The 20,993-nt window shown below is 68.7% G+C and carries 18 protein-coding genes; 5 read left to right on the forward strand and 13 right to left on the reverse strand.

All coding sequences use genetic code 11. From position 1 onward, the window contains the following. Positions 1–47 precede the first annotated feature (47 nt). The 9 genes from FVA74_RS11405 to FVA74_RS11445 all read right to left on the reverse strand — a co-directional run bounded on the left by FVA74_RS11405 (position 48) and on the right by FVA74_RS11445 (position 9,022). Positions 48–884, reverse strand: a complete 837-nt coding sequence (locus FVA74_RS11405; RefSeq protein WP_147722556.1) for an ABC transporter substrate-binding protein — start codon at positions 882–884, stop codon at positions 48–50. A gap of 46 nt (positions 885–930) precedes the next feature. Continuing rightward, entirely contained in the window at positions 931–1,587 is a 657-nt protein-coding gene (locus FVA74_RS11410; protein ID WP_147722558.1) for an amino acid ABC transporter permease, read from the reverse strand. 2 nt (positions 1,588–1,589) lie between these two features. Then, positions 1,590–2,228, reverse strand: a complete 639-nt coding sequence (locus FVA74_RS11415) for an amino acid ABC transporter permease (RefSeq protein WP_147722560.1) — start codon at positions 2,226–2,228, stop codon at positions 1,590–1,592. Beyond that, the gene (locus FVA74_RS11420; protein WP_147722561.1) at positions 2,228–3,001 is read right to left on the reverse strand and encodes an amino acid ABC transporter ATP-binding protein; all 774 of its coding nucleotides are present in this window, start codon (positions 2,999–3,001) and stop codon (positions 2,228–2,230) included. The genes FVA74_RS11415 and FVA74_RS11420 overlap by 1 nt, the downstream gene beginning before the upstream one ends. Then, complete coding sequence (locus FVA74_RS11425; protein WP_147722563.1) at positions 2,998–4,206, reverse strand: aspartate aminotransferase family protein; 1,209 nt, start codon at positions 4,204–4,206, stop codon at positions 2,998–3,000. Before FVA74_RS11425 ends, FVA74_RS11420 begins: the two co-directional genes overlap by 4 nt. After that, complete coding sequence (locus FVA74_RS11430; protein ID WP_147722565.1) at positions 4,203–5,741, reverse strand: aldehyde dehydrogenase family protein; 1,539 nt, start codon at positions 5,739–5,741, stop codon at positions 4,203–4,205. The genes FVA74_RS11425 and FVA74_RS11430 overlap by 4 nt, the downstream gene beginning before the upstream one ends. A 525-nt stretch (positions 5,742–6,266) precedes the next feature. Beyond that, positions 6,267–6,989, reverse strand: coding sequence for a cache domain-containing protein (locus FVA74_RS11435; RefSeq protein WP_147722567.1), 723 nt, complete (start codon positions 6,987–6,989; stop codon positions 6,267–6,269). Continuing rightward, entirely contained in the window at positions 6,986–7,741 is a 756-nt protein-coding gene (locus FVA74_RS11440) for a FadR/GntR family transcriptional regulator (RefSeq protein WP_147722569.1), read from the reverse strand. The genes FVA74_RS11435 and FVA74_RS11440 overlap by 4 nt, the downstream gene beginning before the upstream one ends. Positions 7,742–7,753: 12 nt before the next feature. After that, positions 7,754–9,022, reverse strand: coding sequence for a M18 family aminopeptidase (locus FVA74_RS11445; protein WP_147722571.1), 1,269 nt, complete (start codon positions 9,020–9,022; stop codon positions 7,754–7,756). 154 nt (positions 9,023–9,176) lie between these two features. Between FVA74_RS11445 and FVA74_RS11450 the strand changes: the two genes are divergently transcribed. Beyond that, on the forward strand, positions 9,177–9,572 hold the full coding sequence (locus FVA74_RS11450) for a DUF1330 domain-containing protein (RefSeq protein WP_168220122.1): 396 nt from the start codon (positions 9,177–9,179) through the stop codon (positions 9,570–9,572). 3 nt (positions 9,573–9,575) lie between these two features. On the opposite strand, the gene FVA74_RS11455 is transcribed toward FVA74_RS11450, so the two are convergent. The 4 genes from FVA74_RS11455 to FVA74_RS11470 all read right to left on the reverse strand — a co-directional run bounded on the left by FVA74_RS11455 (position 9,576) and on the right by FVA74_RS11470 (position 15,283). Beyond that, entirely contained in the window at positions 9,576–10,949 is a 1,374-nt protein-coding gene (locus FVA74_RS11455) for an FAD-binding oxidoreductase (RefSeq protein WP_147722575.1), read from the reverse strand. 156 nt (positions 10,950–11,105) lie between these two features. Further along, positions 11,106–11,579 (reverse strand): ribonuclease E activity regulator RraA, encoded by a 474-nt coding sequence (rraA, locus tag FVA74_RS11460; RefSeq protein WP_147722577.1) that lies wholly within the window; start codon positions 11,577–11,579, stop codon positions 11,106–11,108. Positions 11,580–11,678: 99 nt separating this feature from the next. Continuing rightward, entirely contained in the window at positions 11,679–13,145 is a 1,467-nt protein-coding gene (locus FVA74_RS11465; protein WP_147722579.1) for an NAD-dependent succinate-semialdehyde dehydrogenase, read from the reverse strand. A 131-nt stretch (positions 13,146–13,276) separates the two neighbouring features. Further along, the gene (locus FVA74_RS11470; protein ID WP_147722582.1) at positions 13,277–15,283 is read right to left on the reverse strand and encodes a diguanylate cyclase domain-containing protein; all 2,007 of its coding nucleotides are present in this window, start codon (positions 15,281–15,283) and stop codon (positions 13,277–13,279) included. A gap of 158 nt (positions 15,284–15,441) precedes the next feature. On the opposite strand from FVA74_RS11470, the gene FVA74_RS11475 reads away from it, so the two are divergent. The 4 genes from FVA74_RS11475 to FVA74_RS11490 all read left to right on the forward strand — a co-directional run bounded on the left by FVA74_RS11475 (position 15,442) and on the right by FVA74_RS11490 (position 20,987). Then, positions 15,442–17,562, forward strand: a complete 2,121-nt coding sequence (locus FVA74_RS11475; RefSeq protein ID WP_147722583.1) for an ATP-dependent DNA helicase RecQ — start codon at positions 15,442–15,444, stop codon at positions 17,560–17,562. Between the two features lie 154 nt (positions 17,563–17,716). Beyond that, complete coding sequence (locus FVA74_RS11480) at positions 17,717–18,616, forward strand: hypothetical protein (protein WP_147722585.1); 900 nt, start codon at positions 17,717–17,719, stop codon at positions 18,614–18,616. Between the two features lie 183 nt (positions 18,617–18,799). Next, entirely contained in the window at positions 18,800–19,393 is a 594-nt protein-coding gene (locus FVA74_RS11485; protein ID WP_147722587.1) for a TetR/AcrR family transcriptional regulator, read from the forward strand. Between the two features lie 43 nt (positions 19,394–19,436). Next, positions 19,437–20,987 (forward strand): carboxylesterase/lipase family protein, encoded by a 1,551-nt coding sequence (locus FVA74_RS11490; RefSeq protein ID WP_147722589.1) that lies wholly within the window; start codon positions 19,437–19,439, stop codon positions 20,985–20,987. The last annotated feature ends 6 nt before the right edge of the window (positions 20,988–20,993 follow it).

Here is a 20,993-nt window from a genome sequence, read left to right on the forward strand (position 1 = left end):
GCACGCACATCGCCACCGAACCCGCACATGGTTGCGAGTTGGCGTCCTTAGATCAGGCGCTCTTCGCCGACCTCGGCTGCCGATGCGGGCAGGCCGTACTCGGCGAGGTACTCGACCAGGCGACCGTCTTCACGCATCTCCTCGGCGAGGACGTTGAAGGCATCCGCCAGCTCGGTGTTGGCCGGGTCGAACAGCACGGCGGTCTGCGAGGGAACGCTCGTCGACTGCACGCGCTCGTCCTCCTGCAGGACCTCAATCGTGTAGTCCTCGCCCTGCGTGGCGACGACGGCAGCGCCGTAACCGTCGAGCGCGGCGTCGAGACGACCGGCCTTCAGGTCCTGCGCGAGGCTCAGCGAGTCGGGGTAGACGCGGGTCTCGGTGCCCGGGAGGCTCTTCAGGTCGTCGACCCAGAGGTAGCCCTCGACGGTGCCGATGGTCTTGCCGAGCAGTTCGTCGACGGTGGAGTAACCCTCCTCCGAGTAGACGCTGAGCTCATCGAGGTAGAGCGGGGTGCTCAGGGTGACGACATCGGCGCGAGCCTGCGTGCGGTAGAAGCCACCGAGCGCGACGTCGACGCGGGCCTGCTCGATCGCCGGGATGGCGGTCGCGTAGGTGTAGGGCGCGAAATCGATCTCGAGGCACTCCGCTGCGGCGAACTCCTTGATCATGAGGGAGTCGATGCCGGCAATGTCGCCGTCCTCCTCGAGGGAGTACGGCGGCGTATTGGTGAGGGCGACCGAGAGCACGCCATCCTTCACCGTCTCGACGCCGACGGTGGGTTCGCAGTCGTCAGCAACCGTCGACTCGCCGGCGCTGGAGCATCCGGTGAGCACGAGCGCCGCGGCGGCAGTGAGCACGCCGAGGCTGAGAACGCTCTTCTTCATTGTTTCTCCTCTTATTGGTGTCAGGGTGTAGCTGTGTGATGTGGGGTCAAGCGAGGTGCTTGCTCAGTCGCTTCTCGAAGTTCTCGACCAGCCAGCCACCGGGCACGGTGATGACGAGGTAGAGGATTCCGGCGAGGGTGAGCACTTCGAGGTACTCGAAGGTGGATGCACCGATCGAGTAGGCCTGGCTCAGGAGTTCTGGCAGGCCCAGGGTGAAGGCAAGGGAGCTGACCTGCAGGATGAGGATCGCGAAGCCCATGAGGGTGGGCAGCGCGATGCGGAATCCCTGCGGGATGAGGATGAAGCGCACGATGTCCGCCCGCTTCAGCCCCAGCGCGTCGGCAGCCTCAAGCTCACCCTCCGGCACTGCGCGCAGGCCGGCACGGATGATCTCACTCGTGTATGCGGAGGTCGTGAGGCCAAGCGCGATGACGGTGGCGGCGAAGGAATCCAACACGACGCCGGCCTCCGGCAGCCCGAAGTAGACCATCTGGAGCATGACGAGTGCGGGCATCCCGCGCCCGACCTCGACGACGATGATCGTGAGCCAGCGAACGATCGCGTTCTTGGCCGAAGACATGAAGGCGAGCACGAAACCGATCGGGATGCCGATCACGAGGGCAAGCACCGTGACCTGCACGCTCACCCAGAGCCCGGAGAGCAGGCGGGGCAACCATTCGACCCAGTCAGTCAGCAGTTCCATGGTCATGCCCTCCTTCCGAAGCTGAGTTTCTTCTCCAGCCAGCGCGAGAGTGCGGCGAGCGGAGTGCCGAGGGCGATGTACACGGCACCGGCGATGACGAACGGCAGGAGGCCCTCACCCGAGCTGCGGGCGCCCTGGCTGGTGACGAACATGATCTCGGCGACGCCGATCGTGGAGACGATCGACGAGTCCTTCAGGAGGCTGATGAGCCACGTGACCATGCCGGGGATCGCGACCCGGAATGCCTGGGGGCCGATGACCCGCGAGAACGTTGTCGTGCTCGTGAGCCCGAGGGCGGCGGATGCCTCGAACTGCCCCTGGTGCACGGCCATGAGCCCGCCTCGGTAGATCTCGGCGAGGTGCCCGGCAGAGATGAGTCCGAGGCCCACGATCGCTGCCGGCAGCGGCTCCCAACGGATCAGGTCGGAACCGACACCGAAGAACAGGATGAAGACGAACACCACGGGCGGCACGCCGCGGAGGATGTCGATCACGCCCTTCGTGACCAGGCGCACGATCGCAAAGCGGGAGCGGCGCCCTCCTGCGAGTGGCAGGGCGATCACCGCCCCGAGCGCGAACGCCGCGAATGTCACCAGCAGGGTGACGGGCACCGCGCTGAGGATCTTGAGGAAGTGGTCCATCAGCGATCCGTGATGGCCGAGAGGAACTGCTTCGCGCGGGCGGTCTTGGGCGCGGCGAGCAGCTCGCTCGGCACCCCCTCCTCGATGATCGCGCCATCCGCCATCACGATGAGTCGGTCGGCGACCTCTGCCGCGAAGTGGATCTCGTGCGTGACGACGACCATCGTCATGCCCTGGTCGGCGAGACGACGCATGACGGCGAGCACCTCGAGGCCCAGCTCGGGGTCGAGCGCACTCGTGGGCTCGTCGAAGAGCATGATCTGCGGCTCGAGCGCGAGGGCCCGGGCGATCGCGACACGCTGCTGCTGCCCACCGGAGCACTTCTGCGGGAAGTTCTCCATCTTGCTGGCAAGGCCGACGCGCTCCAGCAGCTCGCGCGAGACCTTGTCGGCCTCCTCGCGGCTACGGCCGAGCACGCGCTCCTGGGGGAAGGAGACGTTGCGCAGCACGTTCATGTGCGGGAAGAGGTTGAACGACTGGAACACCATGCCGACCTTGCGGCGCAGCGCGAGAAGGTCGGCCGCCGACACCCGGCCCGCGAAGTCGATGTTGCTGCCGAGCACCTCGAGGGTGCCGGAGTCGGGCACCTCGAGCTGGTTGACGCAGCGCAGCAGTGTGCTCTTGCCCGAACCGCTCGGCCCGATGATTGCGACGACCTCGCCGCGCTTGACGTCGAGCGAGACGCCGCCGAGGGCGACATGGTCGCCATACACCTTGCGGATGTCGTTGAGACGGAGGATGGTCTCCCCCGACTTCGGCTGCGGATCGGTCATGTGGTGGTCCTTCCACGAAGCGCACGGACGGCATCCACGGTGCCCCGCTCGATCGTCGAGATGTGCGTGTCGGTCATTGGGGTCGACAGGGCGAGCAGGCCGTTGGTGCCGAGCATGACGCCGCGCTCATACGCGGCCCACCAGAGCTCACCGAGGTCGAGTTGTTCACGGATGCGCATGAGCGAACCGTTGCCGCTCACGGCAATGCCCGCCTCCTCCAGCGCAGTGCGAAGTGCATTGCCACGGGCGTTGAGGGATGCGATGGCCTCTTCGTCGAAGAGTGCCATGGCGACTCGGCCCGCCGTCATCGTGATTGGGTTGGCACTGAAGGTGCCGCCCCATCCAACGTTACGCTGCCCGAGCGGGTCGAATACGCCGAGCACGTCCTCTCGTCCGCCGACCGCGCCGACGGGGAAGCCGCCGCCGATGATCTTGCCCGCGCTGATGAGGTCAGGCTTCACGCCGTAGGCCTGGGCGAGCCCGCCGAAGGCCATGCGCAGTGTAATGACCTCGTCGACGATCATGAGGGCGTCGACGCGGCGGGTGGTCTCGCGAACGTGGTCGACGAATGCCTGCTCCGCTGGCACGAGGCCCGCCCGGTTGGGCATGAGGTCGATCAGCACGGCGGCGAGGTCGGAGCCTGCCTCGGCGACGGCCGCGTCGAAGGCGGCACGGTCACCCTGGGGCACCTCAATGACATCGCTGCGCACGCCGGCCGTGACACCGGGGGCCGTGACCGAGACCACCGCGTCGGAGGTGCCGTGGTAGCTGCCCTCGAAGCGGATGAGCTTGTCGCGACCTGTGAAGGCCCTCGCCGCACGGATGGCGGTCATGACCGCCTCCGTGCCCGAGTTCGAGAAGCGCCAGCGCTCGTGACCCGTGCGGGCCGCGAGCATCTCGGCGAGCGTGATCTCCGACTCCGTCGGCAGGCCGAAGGCGGTTCCCTGCGCCATGAGCGGGGTGACCGCCGCGGTGACGTCGGGCTGCGCGTGGCCGTGGATGAGCGAGGTGTAGTTGTTGTTGCAGTCGATCACCTCGTGCCCGAGCTGGTCGGTCACGATGGCACCCTCGCCCTTCACCGCGTAGGGCGGTGCTGGGGGCACGTACAGCGTGGAGCGGGTGTTGCCGCGCGTCATGACCTGCTTCGCCCGTGCGGGCAGGGGGTGCACGAGATAGTCGTCGCGCTCCGGCACGACGGTCGTCATGCGTTGCTCACGATCGTGCGGTTCTGCTCGCGCATGAAGCCGGGCAGGTAGTGGAGGCCGAGGCCGCCCTTGCCTGAGGAACCCGAGAGCTTCCAACCGCAGAAGGACTGCACGCCGGGCCATGCACCGGTTGTCGCACCATCGGCGCGGTTGGAGTAGAGCACGCCGGCCTCGATCTCGTCGTAGAACTGCTCAACCTCGTCGTCAACCTTGGAGAAGACGCCGGCGGAGAGTCCGTAGTCGACCGCGTTGGCCTCGGCCATGGCTGCGTCGAAGCCGTCCACGCGGATGACCGTCAGCACGGGCGCGAAGAGCTCGTCGCGGGTGAGCTTGTGGCCCTGCGGCAGGTTCTCGATGATCACGGGGGCGAAGAAGTTGCCCTCGCGGTCCAGGCGACCGCCCGTGACGATGGTGCCGTCCTTCTTGCCGAGCGCGATCGCCTCGTCGACGCGCGCCGCGATGGCGTCGTCGATGACGGGGCCGAGGTTCGTGCCGCCGTCGATGGGGTCACCCACCACGAGCTGCTCCGCGCGCTCCTTGAGCTTGGCGACGAGCTCGTCTGCGACAGACGCGTCGACGACGACACGGCGGCACGCGCTGCACTTCTGCCCGGAGAGGCCGAAGGCCGAGCGCACGATGCCCTCAGCGGCGGCATCGAGGTCAGCGGATGCTGCGACGATGGCCGGGTTCTGGCCGCCCATCTCGGCGAGTACGGGGCGCTGGTAGCCGCGGGGGCCCGGGGTGTTGAAGAGCTGCCATCCGACCTGCGCGGAACCGGTGAAGGCGATGCCGTCGACGTCGCCTGCGGCGAGTGCCTTGCCAACCTCGGCACCACCATGCACCGTGTTGACGACCCCGGCGGGCAGCTCGGCCGCGATGATGTCGGCGATGATCGCGCTCGAGCGCGGCGTCTTGTCACTCGGCTTGAGCACGACCGTGTTGCCGGTGACGAGTGCGGCCGACATCATGCCGACCGTCAGTGCGACGGGGAAGTTGAAGGGCGCGATGACCGCGAAGGTGCCGTAGGGCACGAGCACGTCGAGGTTCTTCTCGCGCTCGGTCGACTTCTGCTGCGCCTGGTAGCCATTGTTGACCTCGAACCGCGTGCAGTAGTGCTCGATCATGTCGAGCACCTCCTGCGCTTCGCCATAGGCCTCAAGGCGGGTCTTGCCGGTCTCTGCCGAGACGATCGCGGCGATCTGCGTGAGCTGGCGCTCGACCTCGTCGCGGGCGGCTCGGAGCTTCGCGTTGCGCTCGGCGTAGGGGGCCTTGCGCCAGGCCTTGGCAGCACCGCGCGCTGCGGCGATGGCGGCCTCGACCATCTCGGGGCTCGCGACGTAGGCGGCACCGACGCGGGTTTTCAGCGCGACGGGGTCGATGCGCTCGACGAGCGAGTCGGACTCGAGACGCTCCCCGCCGATCAGGTTCTTCTCGATGGGCGAGGGCTCGGCGCGGACGGCAGCGAGTGCCTCTTCATAGGCGAGGTCGAGCTTCTCATCGCCGAGGCTGGTGGAGGCGTAGTTCACTTTGGCCATGGGGTGTCTCCTTTGTTTCGGTGCTGCCGGCCGGGCTGCGGTGCAGCGAGTGGTCGGCCGGCGTTCGTGCTGCCGGTCAGGCGGCCGAGGGTCCGCTGGGTGGGGGGCTGTCGGGGGACCCTTCGGGGGCGTGCCCGTGCAGGTGCGCGAGCGGTCGCGTTCGGATGGGGGTGACCGTGCGACCGGTGGACCCTTGCGCCGCAGGGGGTGTCGCGGGCGCAGTGCTGGTTCCGAGGGTGACAACTCTGCACTCTGTGGTCAAAGGGTTCTCCTTGTGAATTGCCGCGTTGCAACTCGGCAGCGTTCTCGGGGCCTCCGGGTTGTGAAAGACTACAGTACTATCGGTTTTAGGCAAGCCTGCGCGAACACGGCAGGAATTCACACGACCGAAACACGCGCGAGAGCGATGTTCTGGCACGCCTGAAAACGGTGAAGACGGATGCCGCGGCGCAAGCGCAACGCCGTGAAGACGCCACGAATGCACCCCGAAAAGGGGCAACGCCGCGAAGCAGAAACTCGCCTCGATCAGCCCTGTTCGAGCCGCGCGACGAACCAGCCGTGCACGCCCGTCGCGACCCGCTCGCTCACACTCGCGCCCGTGCGGCGCAAGAACGGCTCCAACAGCAGGCCAGGGCTCAGCAACGGCCGATTCGACGCCACCACCCGGTCCTCGTCATCGACCAGCACGACATCGCCGTGCGGGCGCAGGGCCGCAGCAAGGGCATCCGTCACCGCCACGACGTTGAGGTCGGCGGCGACGACGCCCAGGAACTCGCCCTCGTGCACGAGCCCGAGCGATGCCGTGATGGCGTGGTCGTCCGTGCCCCAGGCATCGATGAAGGGGCCGACGATGGCGAGGCCCTCCGAGTCGCGTGCAGCCCGGAACCATCGCGAGCCGAGGTAGTTGTAATAAGAATCGGATTCGGGATTGAAGACGTGCTGCTTGCGGGCCACGCGACCCTCCTCGGCGCGCCACCACAGCATGCCCGAGTCATCCGCCTGTTCGCACGACCACACGAGACCCGTGCCCTCCACCATGCGGGAGCGGCCAAGCACGTCGACGCAGAGGGGCTCCAAGCTCGCCACCATCGCCGCGACGTGCTCGGCCCCGTAGTGGCCCTCGGCCCGCAGTGCCAGTGCACGTTCGGCGAGTTCATGCAGGTCGTCACGCATGATCGCGACGACAGCGTCGATATCCGCCACAAGGCCCTCGCCGCTGCCTCCCCTGCGTTCGCCATCGCCGCTCATGCGCTCGCCCTCCGTGAGACCTCGTGATGCAATTCCAGGATGCGGTCGCCGACGTGACCGAGCAGCTCCTCCATCAGCGCGTGCGTCCGCTCGGCGTCCCGCGCCGAGACCGCCTCGAGCAGCGCGAGCGAGCGCTCAGCCACGGCGGAGCGGTGCTCCCCCGAGCGAAAGACGAGCATCGCGTGGGGCGCATACTCCACCTGCGACGCGATCGCCGCACGGCTCAAGCGCGCCGAGCGCGAACTCGCCGCCAACTCGATCAAGAAGCGCGAGTGCACTCGCCTCGCCGCCATCGCGTTCGAGGCCTCGCCGAAGCTCTCGAGGGTCGTCGACAACGACTGCGTGTCCTGGGCGGATGCGCGCTCCGCGGCCAGCACGGCTGCCTGCGAGAGGATCGCCACCTGCCAGTCGAGCAGGTCGCGCACCTCGATCACGCTGAGGGCCGCAAGCGAACGCTCGAAGTAACCCATGTTCGACTCGTCTGGCGCGATCACGAAGGTGCCGCCCGAGCGGCCGCGCGTCGTATGCACGAGCCCCTCCTCGCGCACCACCTTGAGCGCATCGCGCAGCGTCACGGGTGAGATCGACAGCTGGGCCGCCAGGTCGACCTCGTTGGGCAGCTGCTCGCCGTTGGCATAGATGCCGAGGGTGATGGCGGAACGGATGCGACTCACGACCGTCTCGGTGCGCCCCGGTTCCGTGAGCGGCGCGAAGAGCACGCGGCGCGTCAGGGTCGTGAGTGAGTCAGACATGGCGGTTACACCCTAGCGACCCGCGAAGAACGCCCCAGTCGTGCGCTCGAGCGCCCAGAGGTCGTCCACGTGGGCGAGCTCGCGGGCCGAGTGCATCGACAGCAGGGGCACCCCCACGTCGACAACCCGGATGCCGAGACGGGTCGCCGTGAGCGGGCCGATGGTCGAGCCGCACGGCACCGTATTGTTCGACACGAACGCCTGCACATTCGCGCCCGCCGCCTCTGCCAGGCGCGACCACAGGGCAGAACCGTGCGCATCCGATGCGTACTTCTGGTTGGCGTTGAGCTTGAGGAGCGTGCCGCCGCCGGCGATGGGCCGGTTGTTCGGGTCGTGACGCTCGGCGTAGTTGGGGTGCACGGCGTGGCCCGCATCAGCCGAGACGCACCACGACTCGGCGTAGGCACGACGGCGGTCCTCGGCGTTGCCCTTCAGTCCCCCGCCGATCCGGGCGAGGATGTCATTCAGGAGCGGCCCCGAGGCGCCCGAGCGTGAGTTCGATCCCAGCTCTTCATGGTCGAAGGCCGCGAGCATGCTGATGTGCCCCTTGACCGGCTTGGCGTTGAGCAGGGCGTGAAGCCCCGCGAAGACGGAGCTCAGGTTGTCGAGCCGACCGGCCGCGAAGAGCTTTTCCCCCACGCCGAAGCGCGCGGGCGGGTTCGTGTCGGCGGTGAGCACGTCGAAGCCCGCGACCTCCGCGGCGCGCACGCCTGCCGCATCCGCCAGAGCCCGCAGCATGTCTCCCCCATCGGCCTCGACGCCGAAGACGGGCTGCACGTGCTGCTGCTTGTCGAGCTTGAGCCCGTCATTGACGCCGCGGTCGAGGTGGATCGCAAGCTGCGGGATGCGCGCGAACGGCCCCGTGCGGGCCAGGTGCTCGCGGCCGTCGCGCGTGACCAGCCGGCCCGCGAACTCGAGCTCGCGGTCGAGCCACGAGTTCAGCAGCGGCCCACCATAGACCTCGACGGATGCCTGGCTCCACCCGTTGCTCGTCGTGCCGCCGTTGGGCTTGAGCTTGAAGCCGGGCGAATCGGTGTGCGCACCCAGGATGCGGAACGGCGTCGTCGCAGTCGCCCCCGCCGGCTGCACCCACGCCACGATCGCACCGTCGCGGATGACGAAGCGCTTGCCCGGCTTCGACGGCCACGCCGCGGACTCATCGAGGCGCGTGAAACCGGCGGCCTCGAGCATCCGCCCCGCCTCCACGGCAGCGTGGTAGCTCGACGGCGATGCGGCGATGTAACGGGCGAGATCGGCGATGTAGCGTTCGGCATCCGTCATGCGTCTATCCAAGCACGCGCCCTCTGGCCAAGCCTCCAAACACCGCGGCAGGCGCACGCGCTGCGCACAGCCCGAGCAACAGAAAAGCGGACGCCCGCGCCGCCGCTCCCCTAGCGTGGCCCCGATCACACTCGACGACGAGCAGGAGACACCCATGGCATACACCGCGATCCGACCGGAGGTGCTGAAGGCGGCCCTCCAGACCATCCCCGCCGACACCCCGTTTCTCATGCTGAACATGCTGAAGTTCCGCGAGAAGGCGCAGTACGAGGGTCAGGAGAGCGAGCTAAGCGGACGCGAGGCCTACGGCGTCTACGGCAGACAGGCCCGCGCGTACCTCGCCAAGATCAACGCGGAGGTCGTCATCATGGGACCCGCCCAGGGCACCGTCATCGGCCCCGAGGATGAGCAGTGGGACGTCATCATGTTCGTGCGTTACCCCTCGATCGCGGCCTTCGTCGGGCTCGCGAACGACCCCGAGTATGCGGAGATCGCGAAGCACCGCGAGGCGGCACTCGCAGATTCACGCCTCATCCCGGTGCTCGCCTAGCCTCTACAGCTTCTTTCCGGGGTTGAGCAGGCCCTGCGGATCGAAGGCTCGCTTGACCTCGCGCTGGAGCGCACGCAGCGTCGGGCCGAGTTCGGCGTCGAGGTGGGCCTGCTTGAGGGTTCCGATGCCGTGTTCCCCAGAACTCGTGCCGCCGAGCGAGACCGCCAGGCCAATGACCTGCTGGTACGTCTCGGTGGCGAGGGCGACGGATGCGACATTCGCCGGGTTGAACGCGACGATGGGGTGCAGGTTGCCGTCGCCGATGTGACCAGCGGTCGCGATGGGAATGCCCATGCGGTCCGCAATCTCGTCGATGCCGTCGAGCAGCTCGGTGAGGCGTGAGCGGGGCACGGAGACGTCTTCATTGAGGCTCGCTCCCGCGACCGCGCGCATGGCCCCGTGGAGGGCGCGGCGCGACGCCATGATCGCCTCCACTCCCGCCTTGTCACGCCCGATCTCGACCGTGCTGGCACCGCAGAAGGTCGCGATCGCGGCGTACTCGTTCGCGTCGCCCGTCGTGCGGCCCGGCTCGTCGGACTGCACGATGAGCACCGCTTCGGCATCCGCCGGCAGGGTCGCGGTCGGCTCGAAGGCGCTGATGGCGGCGATGCTACCCCGGTCGAGGAACTCCAGGATGCTCGGTCGCCGCTCCGAGGCCATGATGACGTCGGCCGCCGCGAGCGCCGCCTGTCGGGTCGGGAAGGCGGCGAGCACGCCGACGGGCTCAGCGGGTCGCGGCAGCAGCGCCACCGTGACCTCGGTGACGATTCCGAGCGTGCCCTCGGACCCCACCACGAGCGCGGTGAGGTCGAGGCCAGACACCCCCTTGACGGTGCGGCGTCCCGTGCGCACGACGTCGCCGTTCGCGAGCACGACCGTCAGGCCGCGCACGAAGTCACGCGTGACGCCGTACTTGACGCAGCGCATCCCGCCCGCGTTGGTCGCGACGTTGCCCCCGATGGTCGAGATCTGCCACGAGCCGGGGTCGGGCGGGTAGAAGAGCCCGACCTGCTCGACCGCCGTCGCGAGGTCATAGGTGAGCACGCCCGCCTCCACGGTCGCGACCTGGTCGGCGACGTCGATCGAGAGGATGCCGGTCATGCGTTCGAGGCTCAGCACGAGGCATCCGTCGACCGCGTTGGCCCCGCCCGCGAGCCCGGAGCGCGCGCCCTGCGGCACGATCGGTACGCCGTGCCGGGCGGCAAGCCGCACGACGGATGCGACCTGCTCGGTCGAGCTGGGAAAGACCGCCGCGAGCGGCACGCCGACCCCCGTGCCGTCGGACAGGTCGCGGTCGAAGGCCAGGGCGGCGTCGCCTGCGAGGAGTTGTTCTGGTGCGAGGAGTGCCGAGAGGTCGTCGATGAGGGATGGAGCCATGCCTCCATCTTTTCGCACGGGTCGATGGTGGCCTGTTCGCCCGGACCCTGCACTGTGCTCTCGAGTGGCCAAAGATTGCGCCAAAACGTCGCGGGAAGGCGAAAGATTGGCCACTCGGGGGAGACGAGGGGCGCAGGGCGGGACGGATCGGCGCGACTAGCGCTCGACGAGGATGCCATCCTCGTCGCTCCACAGTGTGCGGCCCGGCGCGAAGGTGACCCCGCCGAACTCGATTGGCACGTCGAGGTCTCCCTCACCCGCCTTGGCGCTCTTGCGGGGGTTGCTGCCGAGCGCCTTCACGCCCAGCGAGAGGCCGGAGATCTCGATCCGGTCGCGGATAGCCCCGTTGATGACGACACCCGCCCAGCCGTTCTCGACCGCGGCCGCCGCGATCATGTCGCCCATCAGGGCGGACTCGAGTGAGCCACCACCGTCAACCACAAGCACGGCGCCATCGCCCGGCGAATTGAGCACCCGCTTCACAAGACCGTTGTCGCGGTGGCAGCGGATCGTGCGGATCTGCCCCGAGAAACGGGCGTGGCCGCCCAAGTTCTGCATCTGCAGGCTGAGTGACTGCAGCGCCTCCTCATGCTCGTCGTACAGGTCCGCCGTCGTGAAGTCAGTGGTCATGGGGCAAGGCTAACGAGAGGGCGGATGCCACAGGGCGCTGCCGCGACATCCGTATGCCTGCTTCTTCGGCTCACCCCAAGAAAGCGCGTTCTTCGCGGCCTAGCCGAAGGGGTCGGGCGTGAGCGTGTACTTGGGCGAGAGGTACTCGTGGATGCCCTCGAAGCCACCCTCACGGCCGAGACCCGACTGCTTGACGCCGCCGAAGGGCGCCGCCGCGTTCGAGAGAACGCCCACGTTGAGCCCCATCATTCCGGTGTCGAGCGAGTCGATCAACCGCTGCCCGCGCGCGAGGTCCTTCGTGAAGACGTAACCAACGAGCCCGTACTCGGTGTCGTTGGCCATGCGTACCGCTTCGTCCTCATCGCGGAAGGTCACGATCGACATGACCGGACCGAAGATCTCCTCACGGAGGATGTCGCTGCCCGCCTTCACGCCGCTGATGACGGTCGGCTCGAAGAAGGTGCCCTTGCCCTCGATGGGCTTGCCGCCCGTGTGCAGGGTCGCGCCGCGTTCGACGGCATCGTTGACAAGAGCGGATGCCTTGCCCACCGCCTTCTCGTCGATGAGGGGACCGATCGTGACACCCTCCTCGGTGCCGCGACCGACACGGAAGCCGTTGACCTTCTCCGTGACGCGGCGGGCGAACTCCTCGGCGACGGACTCGTGCACGATGAAGCGGTTGCCCGCCGTGCAGGCCTGGCCGATGTTGCGGAACTTCGCGAGCATCGCACCCTCGACCGCCTTGTCGAGGTCCGCGTCGTCGAAGACGATGAAGGGGGCGTTCCCGCCGAGCTCCATGGACGTGCGCAGCACCTTGTCGGCCGCCTGCTTCATGAGCGAGACGCCGACCGGGGTGGAGCCCGTGAAGGAGAGCTTGCGCAGGCGGTCATCGCCCAGGATGGGCTCCGAGACGGCGCTCGAGCTCGACGAGGTCAGCACGTTGACGACACCCTTCGGCAGGCCCGCCTCCTCCAGAAGCTTGACGAAGAAGAGGGTCGTGAGCGGCGTCAGCTGCGCCGGCTTGATAATGACGGTGCAGCCCGCCGCGAGCGCAGGGCCGACCTTGCGGGTCGCCATGGCGAGCGGGAAATTCCACGGGGTGATGAGGTAGCAGGGGCCGACGGGGCGCTGCGACACGATCATCCGACCGGTGCCCTCGGGGTTGGTCGCGTAGCGGCCCGAGATGCGCACGGCCTCTTCGCTGAACCAGCGCAGGAACTCTCCGCCATAGGTGACCTCGCCGTGCGCCTCCGCGAGCGGCTTGCCCATCTCAAGCGTCATGAGTAGGGCGACATCGTCGCGGCGTTCCATCATGAGGTCGAAGGCCTTGCGCAGGATCTCGCCGCGCACACGCGGGGCCGTCGCCGCCCACTCCGCCTGGGCGCCTGCCGCGGCATCCATGGCGGCCCGGGCATCGTCGGCCGTGGCATCCGCGATTCGCTTGATGACCTCGCCCGTCGCGGGGTCGCGCACATCGAGCGTGGCGCCGCCGGATGCTGCGCGCCACTCTCCGGCGATGAAGAGGCCGTCGGGCACCGACTCGAGAAGGGTTGATTCGTGCGTCATTGCAACCTCCAGAGATTCTGTCGGGACGAGGGGTGCTCAGCCGTGAGCTCGGCGCCCGGCCGAGCCTCGGCACCGCTCGAAAGCGTAGCGCAACGGCCCGGTACCGGCCCGTACCGCTCTGGTACCGCCCCCTAGGCCTGTGCCACCGGGGCCCGCCCGCTCACGCAGTAGAGGTTCTCCCCCATCTGCTTCGCGGCATACATGGCGTCGTCGGCGTTCGCGATGAGGGTCTCGGCCGACTCCCCATCCAATCGCACGGCGATGCCGACGCTGACGGCGGCGCGCAACTGGTAGCCATCGACCACGAAGGGCTGCTCCAGCCCGTCGATGATCCGGCGGGCCACGACCTCGGCCTCTCCCTCGTCATGCAGTTCCGGGAGCAAGACGATGAACTCGTCGCCGCCCTGCCGTGCGAGGGTGTCGCTGCTCCGCAGGCATCCGCACAGCCTGTCGGAGATCTGCCGCAGGAACTCATCGCCCACCGCATGCCCGTAGTCGTCGTTGACCTCTTTGAAGCCGTCGAGGTCAAGGAACATGACCGCGAGCGGCGTGAGGCGCCGGTCGGCCGTGCTGATCGCAAGGTCGAGGCGGTCTGCGAGCACTCGCCGGTTCGGTAGGCCCGTGAGTGCGTCGTGGAAGGCGAGACGACGAATCTCCTCCTGATATTCACGGATCTCGGTGGTGTCACGGAACACGATGACGGCACCCTCGATCTGCTCGTCGACGACGAGCGGCGCGGCACTCACGCCCACGTGGATGGCGTTGCCGTCGGCGCGCTGGAAGACCTCGTCCTCACTTCGGAAGGTGACTCCCGTGCGGGCCACCGCGAGCATCGCGCACTCGACCTGCTCGACACTGTGGTCGGGGTGGCTGTGGAAGAGCTCGTGGGCGACGCGGCCCAGCATCTGCTCGCGAGTCCAGCCGAGCATCCGTTCACTCTCGGGGTTCACGTCCGTGATGCGGCCGTCGGGGTCGATCACGACGAGCCCCTCGCCGAGGGTGTCCCTGATTGCCTCGAGGCGCGTCTTGGCCTCGCGGATCGACCGGCGGTACTGCCGCTTCGAGATGAGGGTGTGCGTCGCGAGGCCGGTGACGGTCGCGAGGGCGATGAGTCCGAAGACGAAGATCGCGGTGGTCGCGGTATCGCGGGTGATCGACGCCGAGGGCAGCGCTGCCGCCGTCACGAATGACACCACCTTGAGGGCATTCGGATGCCCGTGCGTGTCGGCGTCGTGGGTCTCTCCACTCAGTCGGGTCTGGGCGTGCTCCGGGTGTGCCGTGCTGAAGGCATACAGGCCCTCGTGGGCCATAGCGTGCCCGGAGTCGCTCGCTGAGATGGTCTGCCAGGCCTCGGGGTGGCGCTCGGCGAATGCGGGCCCGTCGGTCATGAAACCGAAGGAGTCAGCCTCGTCCGGTCCGCCGATGTAGCCGCCCGTTGCGTTGAGCAGCAGGTACCCCTCGGCGCCGATGACCTGGCGGGCCTGCTCCACAAGGTGGAATCCGTCGATGTCGACGATGACGCTCCCCGCCCGCGCGCCCGTGCTATCGCCGAGCGCCGCGATCACCCGCATGAGGGGCTGCCTGGGCTCGACGATGGCGCCGCTCGCGTCGACCTCGAGGTCGAGGCGCGTGACGTAGGTGTCCCCCGGCCTGAGGTCGCGGGTCTCGGCGAAGAAGTAGTGCTTCGACCGGTCCTGCAGGCGAGCGGTGGGCACGCGCTGCACGCCGTCGTCCGTGCGGCGCACCGCGAGCCGCTCCCTGCCGGTCTCATCGATGTAGCGGATCTGCCTGATCGCCGGCTTGTTGGAGACCTGCGCCTGGAAGACACTCGCGGCCGAGCTGAGGGTGCCAGCGGAGATTTCCTCGGCGAGGCTCCGCACGGCGCGGGATGCCACGGCGACGCGCGCATCCGAGGCAGCGGTGTCGATCGAGGATTCAAGGGAGCTCGCCGCAAGGTCAACGCGGGCGCTCTCGGCCGCATTGACTTCAACCGAGTCGAGCGCCTGCTGCGTGTGGAGCCGCCCGACGAAGATGGCCGTGTACGCGAGCGCCAACACGATGAAGGCTGCGAGGAATGGCGGGAGGACGGAGCGCGCGCTCGCCCGGTGCCCACCGCCAGAGAAAAGGGTGCGCCACACGGATCGCCTCGCCCTACTAGGGGGGAATTGGGCGGGTTTCACGTGTGGCACGTCCAAATTCTAGTCCCCCAAATTACCGACAGACAGAACTGTCTACCCATGCCGAGTGGACCCAATACGGGGCACACCACGTCGGCGGGTGATGACAGGGTGGACCCATGACCGACGACTTGCGCGCATCCGCCCTCTCCGTACTCCGCACGCTCGTCGGCCGGCCGGACGCCGACTTCCACGAGGGCCAGTACGAGGCGATCGCCACGCTCGTCGACGGTCGACGGCGGGCACTCGTCGTGCAGCGCACAGGATGGGGCAAGTCAGCCGTCTACTTCGTCGCGACCCTCCTGCTGCGCCAGCGCGGCGCCGGGCCCACCGTGCTCGTGTCGCCGCTGCTCGCCCTCATGCGAGACCAGATCGCCGCAGCATCCCGTGCCGGCGTGAGGGCCGTCGCGATCAACTCGACGAACGCACACGAGTGGGGCGATGTGCTGGGCGCGCTCGAACGCGACGAGGTCGACGTGCTGCTCGTCTCGCCCGAGCGGCTCAACAACCCGTCGTTCAGGGAGCAACAGTTGCCCGCCCTCGTGCGACGGATCGGGATGCTCGTGGTCGACGAGGCCCACTGCATCAGCGACTGGGGGCACGACTTCCGGCCCGACTACCGCCGCCTGCGCGACCTCATCGCCGACATGCCGCCCGGAGTGCCCGTGCTCGCGACAACCGCGACGGCGAACAGCCGGGTCGTGGCCGATGTCGCCGAACAGCTGTCCGCAAACGCCGATGTCGTCACGATCCGCGGCCCACTCGCCCGGGCATCCCTTCGCCTCGGCGTGCTGCGGCTGCCCGATTCAACGTCACGACTCGCATGGCTGCTCACGCACCTCGACTCGCTGCCCGCTTCCGGCATCATCTATGCGCTCACGGTCTCTGCCGCGGAAGACACCGCGCGTCTCCTGCGGGATGCCGGGCACGACGTGCGCGCCTATACCGGCCAGACCGACCCGGCCGAGCGAGAGGAACTCGAGGGCCGCCTCAAACGCAACGAAGTGAAGGCCCTCGTCGCGACGAGCGCACTCGGCATGGGCTTCGACAAACCCGACCTCGGCTTCGTGCTGCACCTGGGCGCCCCCTCCTCCCCCGTCGCCTACTACCAGCAGGTGGGCCGCGCTGGCCGCGCGACCGAGAACGCCGACGTGCTCCTCCTGCCCGGGCGGGAGGACCCCGACATCTGGCAGTACTTCGCGACCGCATCCATGCCCTCGCAGGAGCGGGCCGAGACCGTCATCGCCGCCCTCGATGTGGACACGCCGACCTCAACGCCCGCGCTCGAGGCGCGCGTCAACATCCGCCGCACGCCGCTCGAGCTCCTGCTCAAGGTGCTCGATGTCGATGGGGCGGTGCGTCGCGTGCAGGGCGGCTGGGTCGCGACGGGCCAGCCGTGGACCTACGACGCCGAGCGCTACGAGCGCATCGCCGCCGAGCGCGTCGCCGAGCAGCAGCACATGATCGAGTACGAGCGCACGGACGGCTGCCGCATGGAATTCCTGCAGCGCTCGCTCGACGACGAGACGGCGCAGCCGTGCGGGCGCTGCGACAACTGCGCCGGGCCCTGGTACCCCACGGATGTCGCCGACACCGCCGCAGCGAGCGCCGCGACATCCCTCGACCGGGTCGGCGTGCCGCTCGAACCCCGCGCCCAGTGGCCGACGGGTGCCGACCGGCTCGGCCTGCCCGTCAAGGGTCGCATCGCTGCGGACGAACGGATGCTCGAGGGCCGCGCCCTTGCTCGGCTCACCGATCTCGGCTGGGGCAACACACTGCGGGAGATCTTCGCGGCCGGAGCACCGGATGCGCCCGCCTCCCCCGCGCTGATCGACGCGTGTGTGCGCGTGCTCGCCGACTGGGGCTGGGAGGAGCGGCCCGCCGCCATCGTCACGGTGCCCTCGCGGTCGCGGCCGCAACTCGTGAGCTCCATCGCGGCCGGAATCTCCGCGGCCGGGCGCCTTCCACACCTCGGCTCGCTCTCGCTTGAGGGCGGCGGGCCGGAGGGCGAACCCGGCGGCAACAGCGCCTACCGGCTCGCCGGGGTGTGGGACAGGTTCGTGGTGCCGCCCGCCCTCGCCGACGACCTCGCGGGTCTCGCGGCCGTCAAGCCGGGCGCCCCCGTACTGCTGGTCGACGACCTCGCCGACAGCCGCTGGACCCTGACGGTCGCCGCCCGCTCGCTGCGTCGGGCCGGGGCATCCGGGGTCCTGCCGTTCGTGCTGGCACTGCGCGGCTGAGTTGCATCGCTGCACCACTGGAACCCCCGACGAATGACTGGGTTTCGGACAGATGACTGTGCCGCGGCGTAATCATCCGTCCGAAATTCGGTCATCAGCGCTGCCCCGCCATCCGGCAGCGCCGGTTCGCGCACGCGACCGCTACGCTCGGCCCATGGACGCAGCGCTCAGGCCCCACTCCGACGTTTCCGTCGGGCAATGGGTGCTCGATGCCGTCGGTGAGTGGGACTGGGCGGCCGGCCTGCGCTGGCTCGTGCCGCCGGTCTACGAGGCGTACGCGCGCATCCTTCACCCGGCGTCCGGCCAACAGCTGAGGTGGAGCGGTGACAGGGTCAGCGGAGAGGAACGGCGGATGCGCTGGCACGAGGTCGCCGCGCGGGAGGGCACCACGCTGCATCCGCTCGCCCAGTGGGGCCTGCTGATCGCAGGCTCGACGCGGCCCGGCTTTGGGGAAGACGGCTGGCAGTACGGCGACCCGGAGCAGGGGCGCATGGACCTGGACGAGCTCGCTGCCGTCACAAAGGTGCTCTCGCGGCACACCTCGACACCCGCCGACTGCTTCGCCGCGGTCTGGGAGGGATGGGGCGAGCTCTACACCACCCGCATCCGCTACAGCGCGGCGGCATGGGCGCCGGCCCCAGAACTGGAGACGTACGGGTGGTCGCCTTTGTCTGCGATGCCGCCATCGATGCGAGGACCCGAGGCCCACCCGCGCCAGCATCCGTTGATCGAAGTGGCCTGGTACAACGACCGCTTCGAGTTGCCGCACCGCGAATCGCTCCTCTTTGCATGCGACGTGCGGGCATTCGCCGACACGAGTTGGCCCGTGCGAAGCGGACTCGACTCGACCGGCAACTCGCTGACCCCCATGGCCCTCTGGCCGAGCGACCGCGCGTGGTACCTCGCGAGCGAGATCGACTTCGACTCGACCATCGTGGGCGGCAGTCGCGCGCTGGTCGACGAGCTGCTGCGACTCAACGACACGGATGCCGCGGAGGTAGTCGAGATCTCGATCGACGCCGACCTCACGACCGAGGGCGACCACATCAACTGAGCCAGTTGCCTGAGGTGCGACGAGCGTGCGGCACACGTCTCAGGACGAATGACCGGGTTTCGGTCAGATGATCGTGCCGCGGCGCGGTCATCTGACCGAAACCTAGTCATTCGCGCGGACCACCGCGGAAAGCTCGGTTCTTTGACACTTGTAAACGACGCTCGGCTTCCCTAGGGTGCCCCTATGGGCATCGTCGCCAGCACAGAGCAGCACGCCGTGCAGCGCTCCTCCGACCCGAGGGCCGAGCGTTCCCGGGCCCAACTGCTCGACGCGACGATCACCCTCGTCTCCGACCGCGGCACCACCGACCTCCCCCTCACCGAGCTCGCGCGCACGGCCGGGGTCAGCCGCCAGGTGGCCTACCTGCACTACGCCGACCGCGACGACCTCATTGTCGAGGCGGCCCTGCACCTCATGCGCACGAGGCTGACGAGCGCCGAGCCGACCGCGAGCGCCCGCGAGGCAATCGAACGCGTCACCATGCACTTCGCCGCCCACCGCGACTTCTACCGCGCCGTGTTCATGGGTGCGTGCTGCTACGCGTTCAACGAGCGGATGCTCGCACTCCTGCGCCCCTTCACCCTCCTCCTCGTGCCACACGTCGAGGGCCAAACGCAGCTCGATGCGGCCGAGTTCCTCGCGGGAGGTGCCGGGGCGATCATCTCCCGCTGGGTGATCGACCGCGTCGACGCATCGACACCACGGCAGATCGCCGACCGCATCACGGCGGCCAGGCGCGCCATCACGACCATGCCCCAGGTTCCGCCCGCGAACTGACGACCCACACCCCACCCGACCCGGACTCAACGAGGAGCGCCCGATGACCGACAACACCACCGCCCACGCCGCCCAGTCGCAGGCGAACGCCGACGACCTGACCGTCGCCACGACCCACGGTGCCGTCCGCGGCATCGTCGACAAGGAGGTGCGCACCTGGCGCGGCATCCCCTTCGCGGCCCCGCCGGTCGGCGAGCTGCGCCTGCGCAAACCGCACCCGGCTGAGCCGTGGGAGGGAGTGCGCGACGCGAGCGAGTTCGGAATGGCGCCGCCACAGGTGGTGACGTTCGAGGCGTCCGGAATCGGCAAGGAGACCCCGGTCGGCGAGGACTGCCTCACCCTCAACGTGAGCGCGCCACTGGCTCCCTCGGCTGAGCCTCGACCCGTGCTCGTCTACCTGTACGGCGGCGCCTACACGACCGGATCGAACCGTTCGACCGGCTACCTCGGCTCCCGCCTCGTGAAGAACGGCGACGTCATCTACGTCTGCCTCAATTACCGGCTGGGCGCGCTCGGCTTCGTCGATTTCAGCCCGTACAGCACGCCGGAGCGCCCCTTCGAGAGCAACCTCGGCCTGCGCGACACCGTCGCGGGGCTGGAATGGGTGCGCGACAACATTGCCGCGTTCGGGGGTGACCCCGACAACGTCACGATCTTCGGCGAGTCCGCTGGCGGCATGTCGGTCACCTCGCTCATGTGCATCCCGTCAGCGAAGGGGCTCTTCCACAAGGCCTTCGCGATGAGCCCAGCCCCGGCATCCATGTACGGCCCCGAGCTCCACGCTGACTGGAGCCGCCGCTTTCTCGAGAACTTGGGCGTCGATGAGGCGGATGCCGCGGCCGCCCTCAGCGAGCGCCCCTGGCAGGATCTCATCGCCGCAAGCCGCAAGCTGGGCCACGACTACATCCCCGACAACCAGCCCAGCGCTCTGCCGACGGCCCCGGTGGTCGACGGCGACTTCCTGCCGAAGCACACGATCGACGCCTTCCGCGACGGCGACGCCCACCCCGTGCCGTTCGTCGCTGGTACGACCGATCGCGAGGGTGCGTTCTTCACGATCGTGCTCGATCTGATGCCGACCAAGCCGAGCCGCATCGACACGATGTTCAAGCAGACGGATCCGGATGCCCGCGACCGGGTCGTTGCCGCCTACCCGGGTTACCCGAGCAAGAGGGCCGCAATCGACCTCGGCGGCGATGCGATCTTCTGGCACCCCACCATCCAGGTCACGGAGGGTCACTCGCGCCACGCCCCCACGTGGTCGTACCGCTTCGACTACGCGCCTCCGCTGCTGAAGCTCACCAAGATCGGGGCGACCCACGGCACGGATGTCGCGGCAGTCTTCGACGGCTACGACGCGGGACTGGGCAAGATCGTCACGGCGCTGGGCGGCCGCGGCACGGCGAATGCGCTCGCGCAGCGCTTCCAGGGCGCGCTACTCTCCCTCGCGCGCACCGGCAGCCCGGGTGCCGACTGGCCGCAGTACGACGAGACGGCACGGCAGACCCGCATCTTCGACTCGGAGGACCGCATCGAGTCCGACCCGCGCGCTGGTCGCCGGCTCGCGTGGGGCGACTACCGGGGCCACCGCTGAGCCCGC

Origin of the sequence: Salinibacterium sp. dk2585 (assembly GCF_008001035.1) — a bacterium.
Taxonomy (GTDB): Bacteria; Actinomycetota; Actinomycetes; order Actinomycetales; family Microbacteriaceae; genus Homoserinimonas.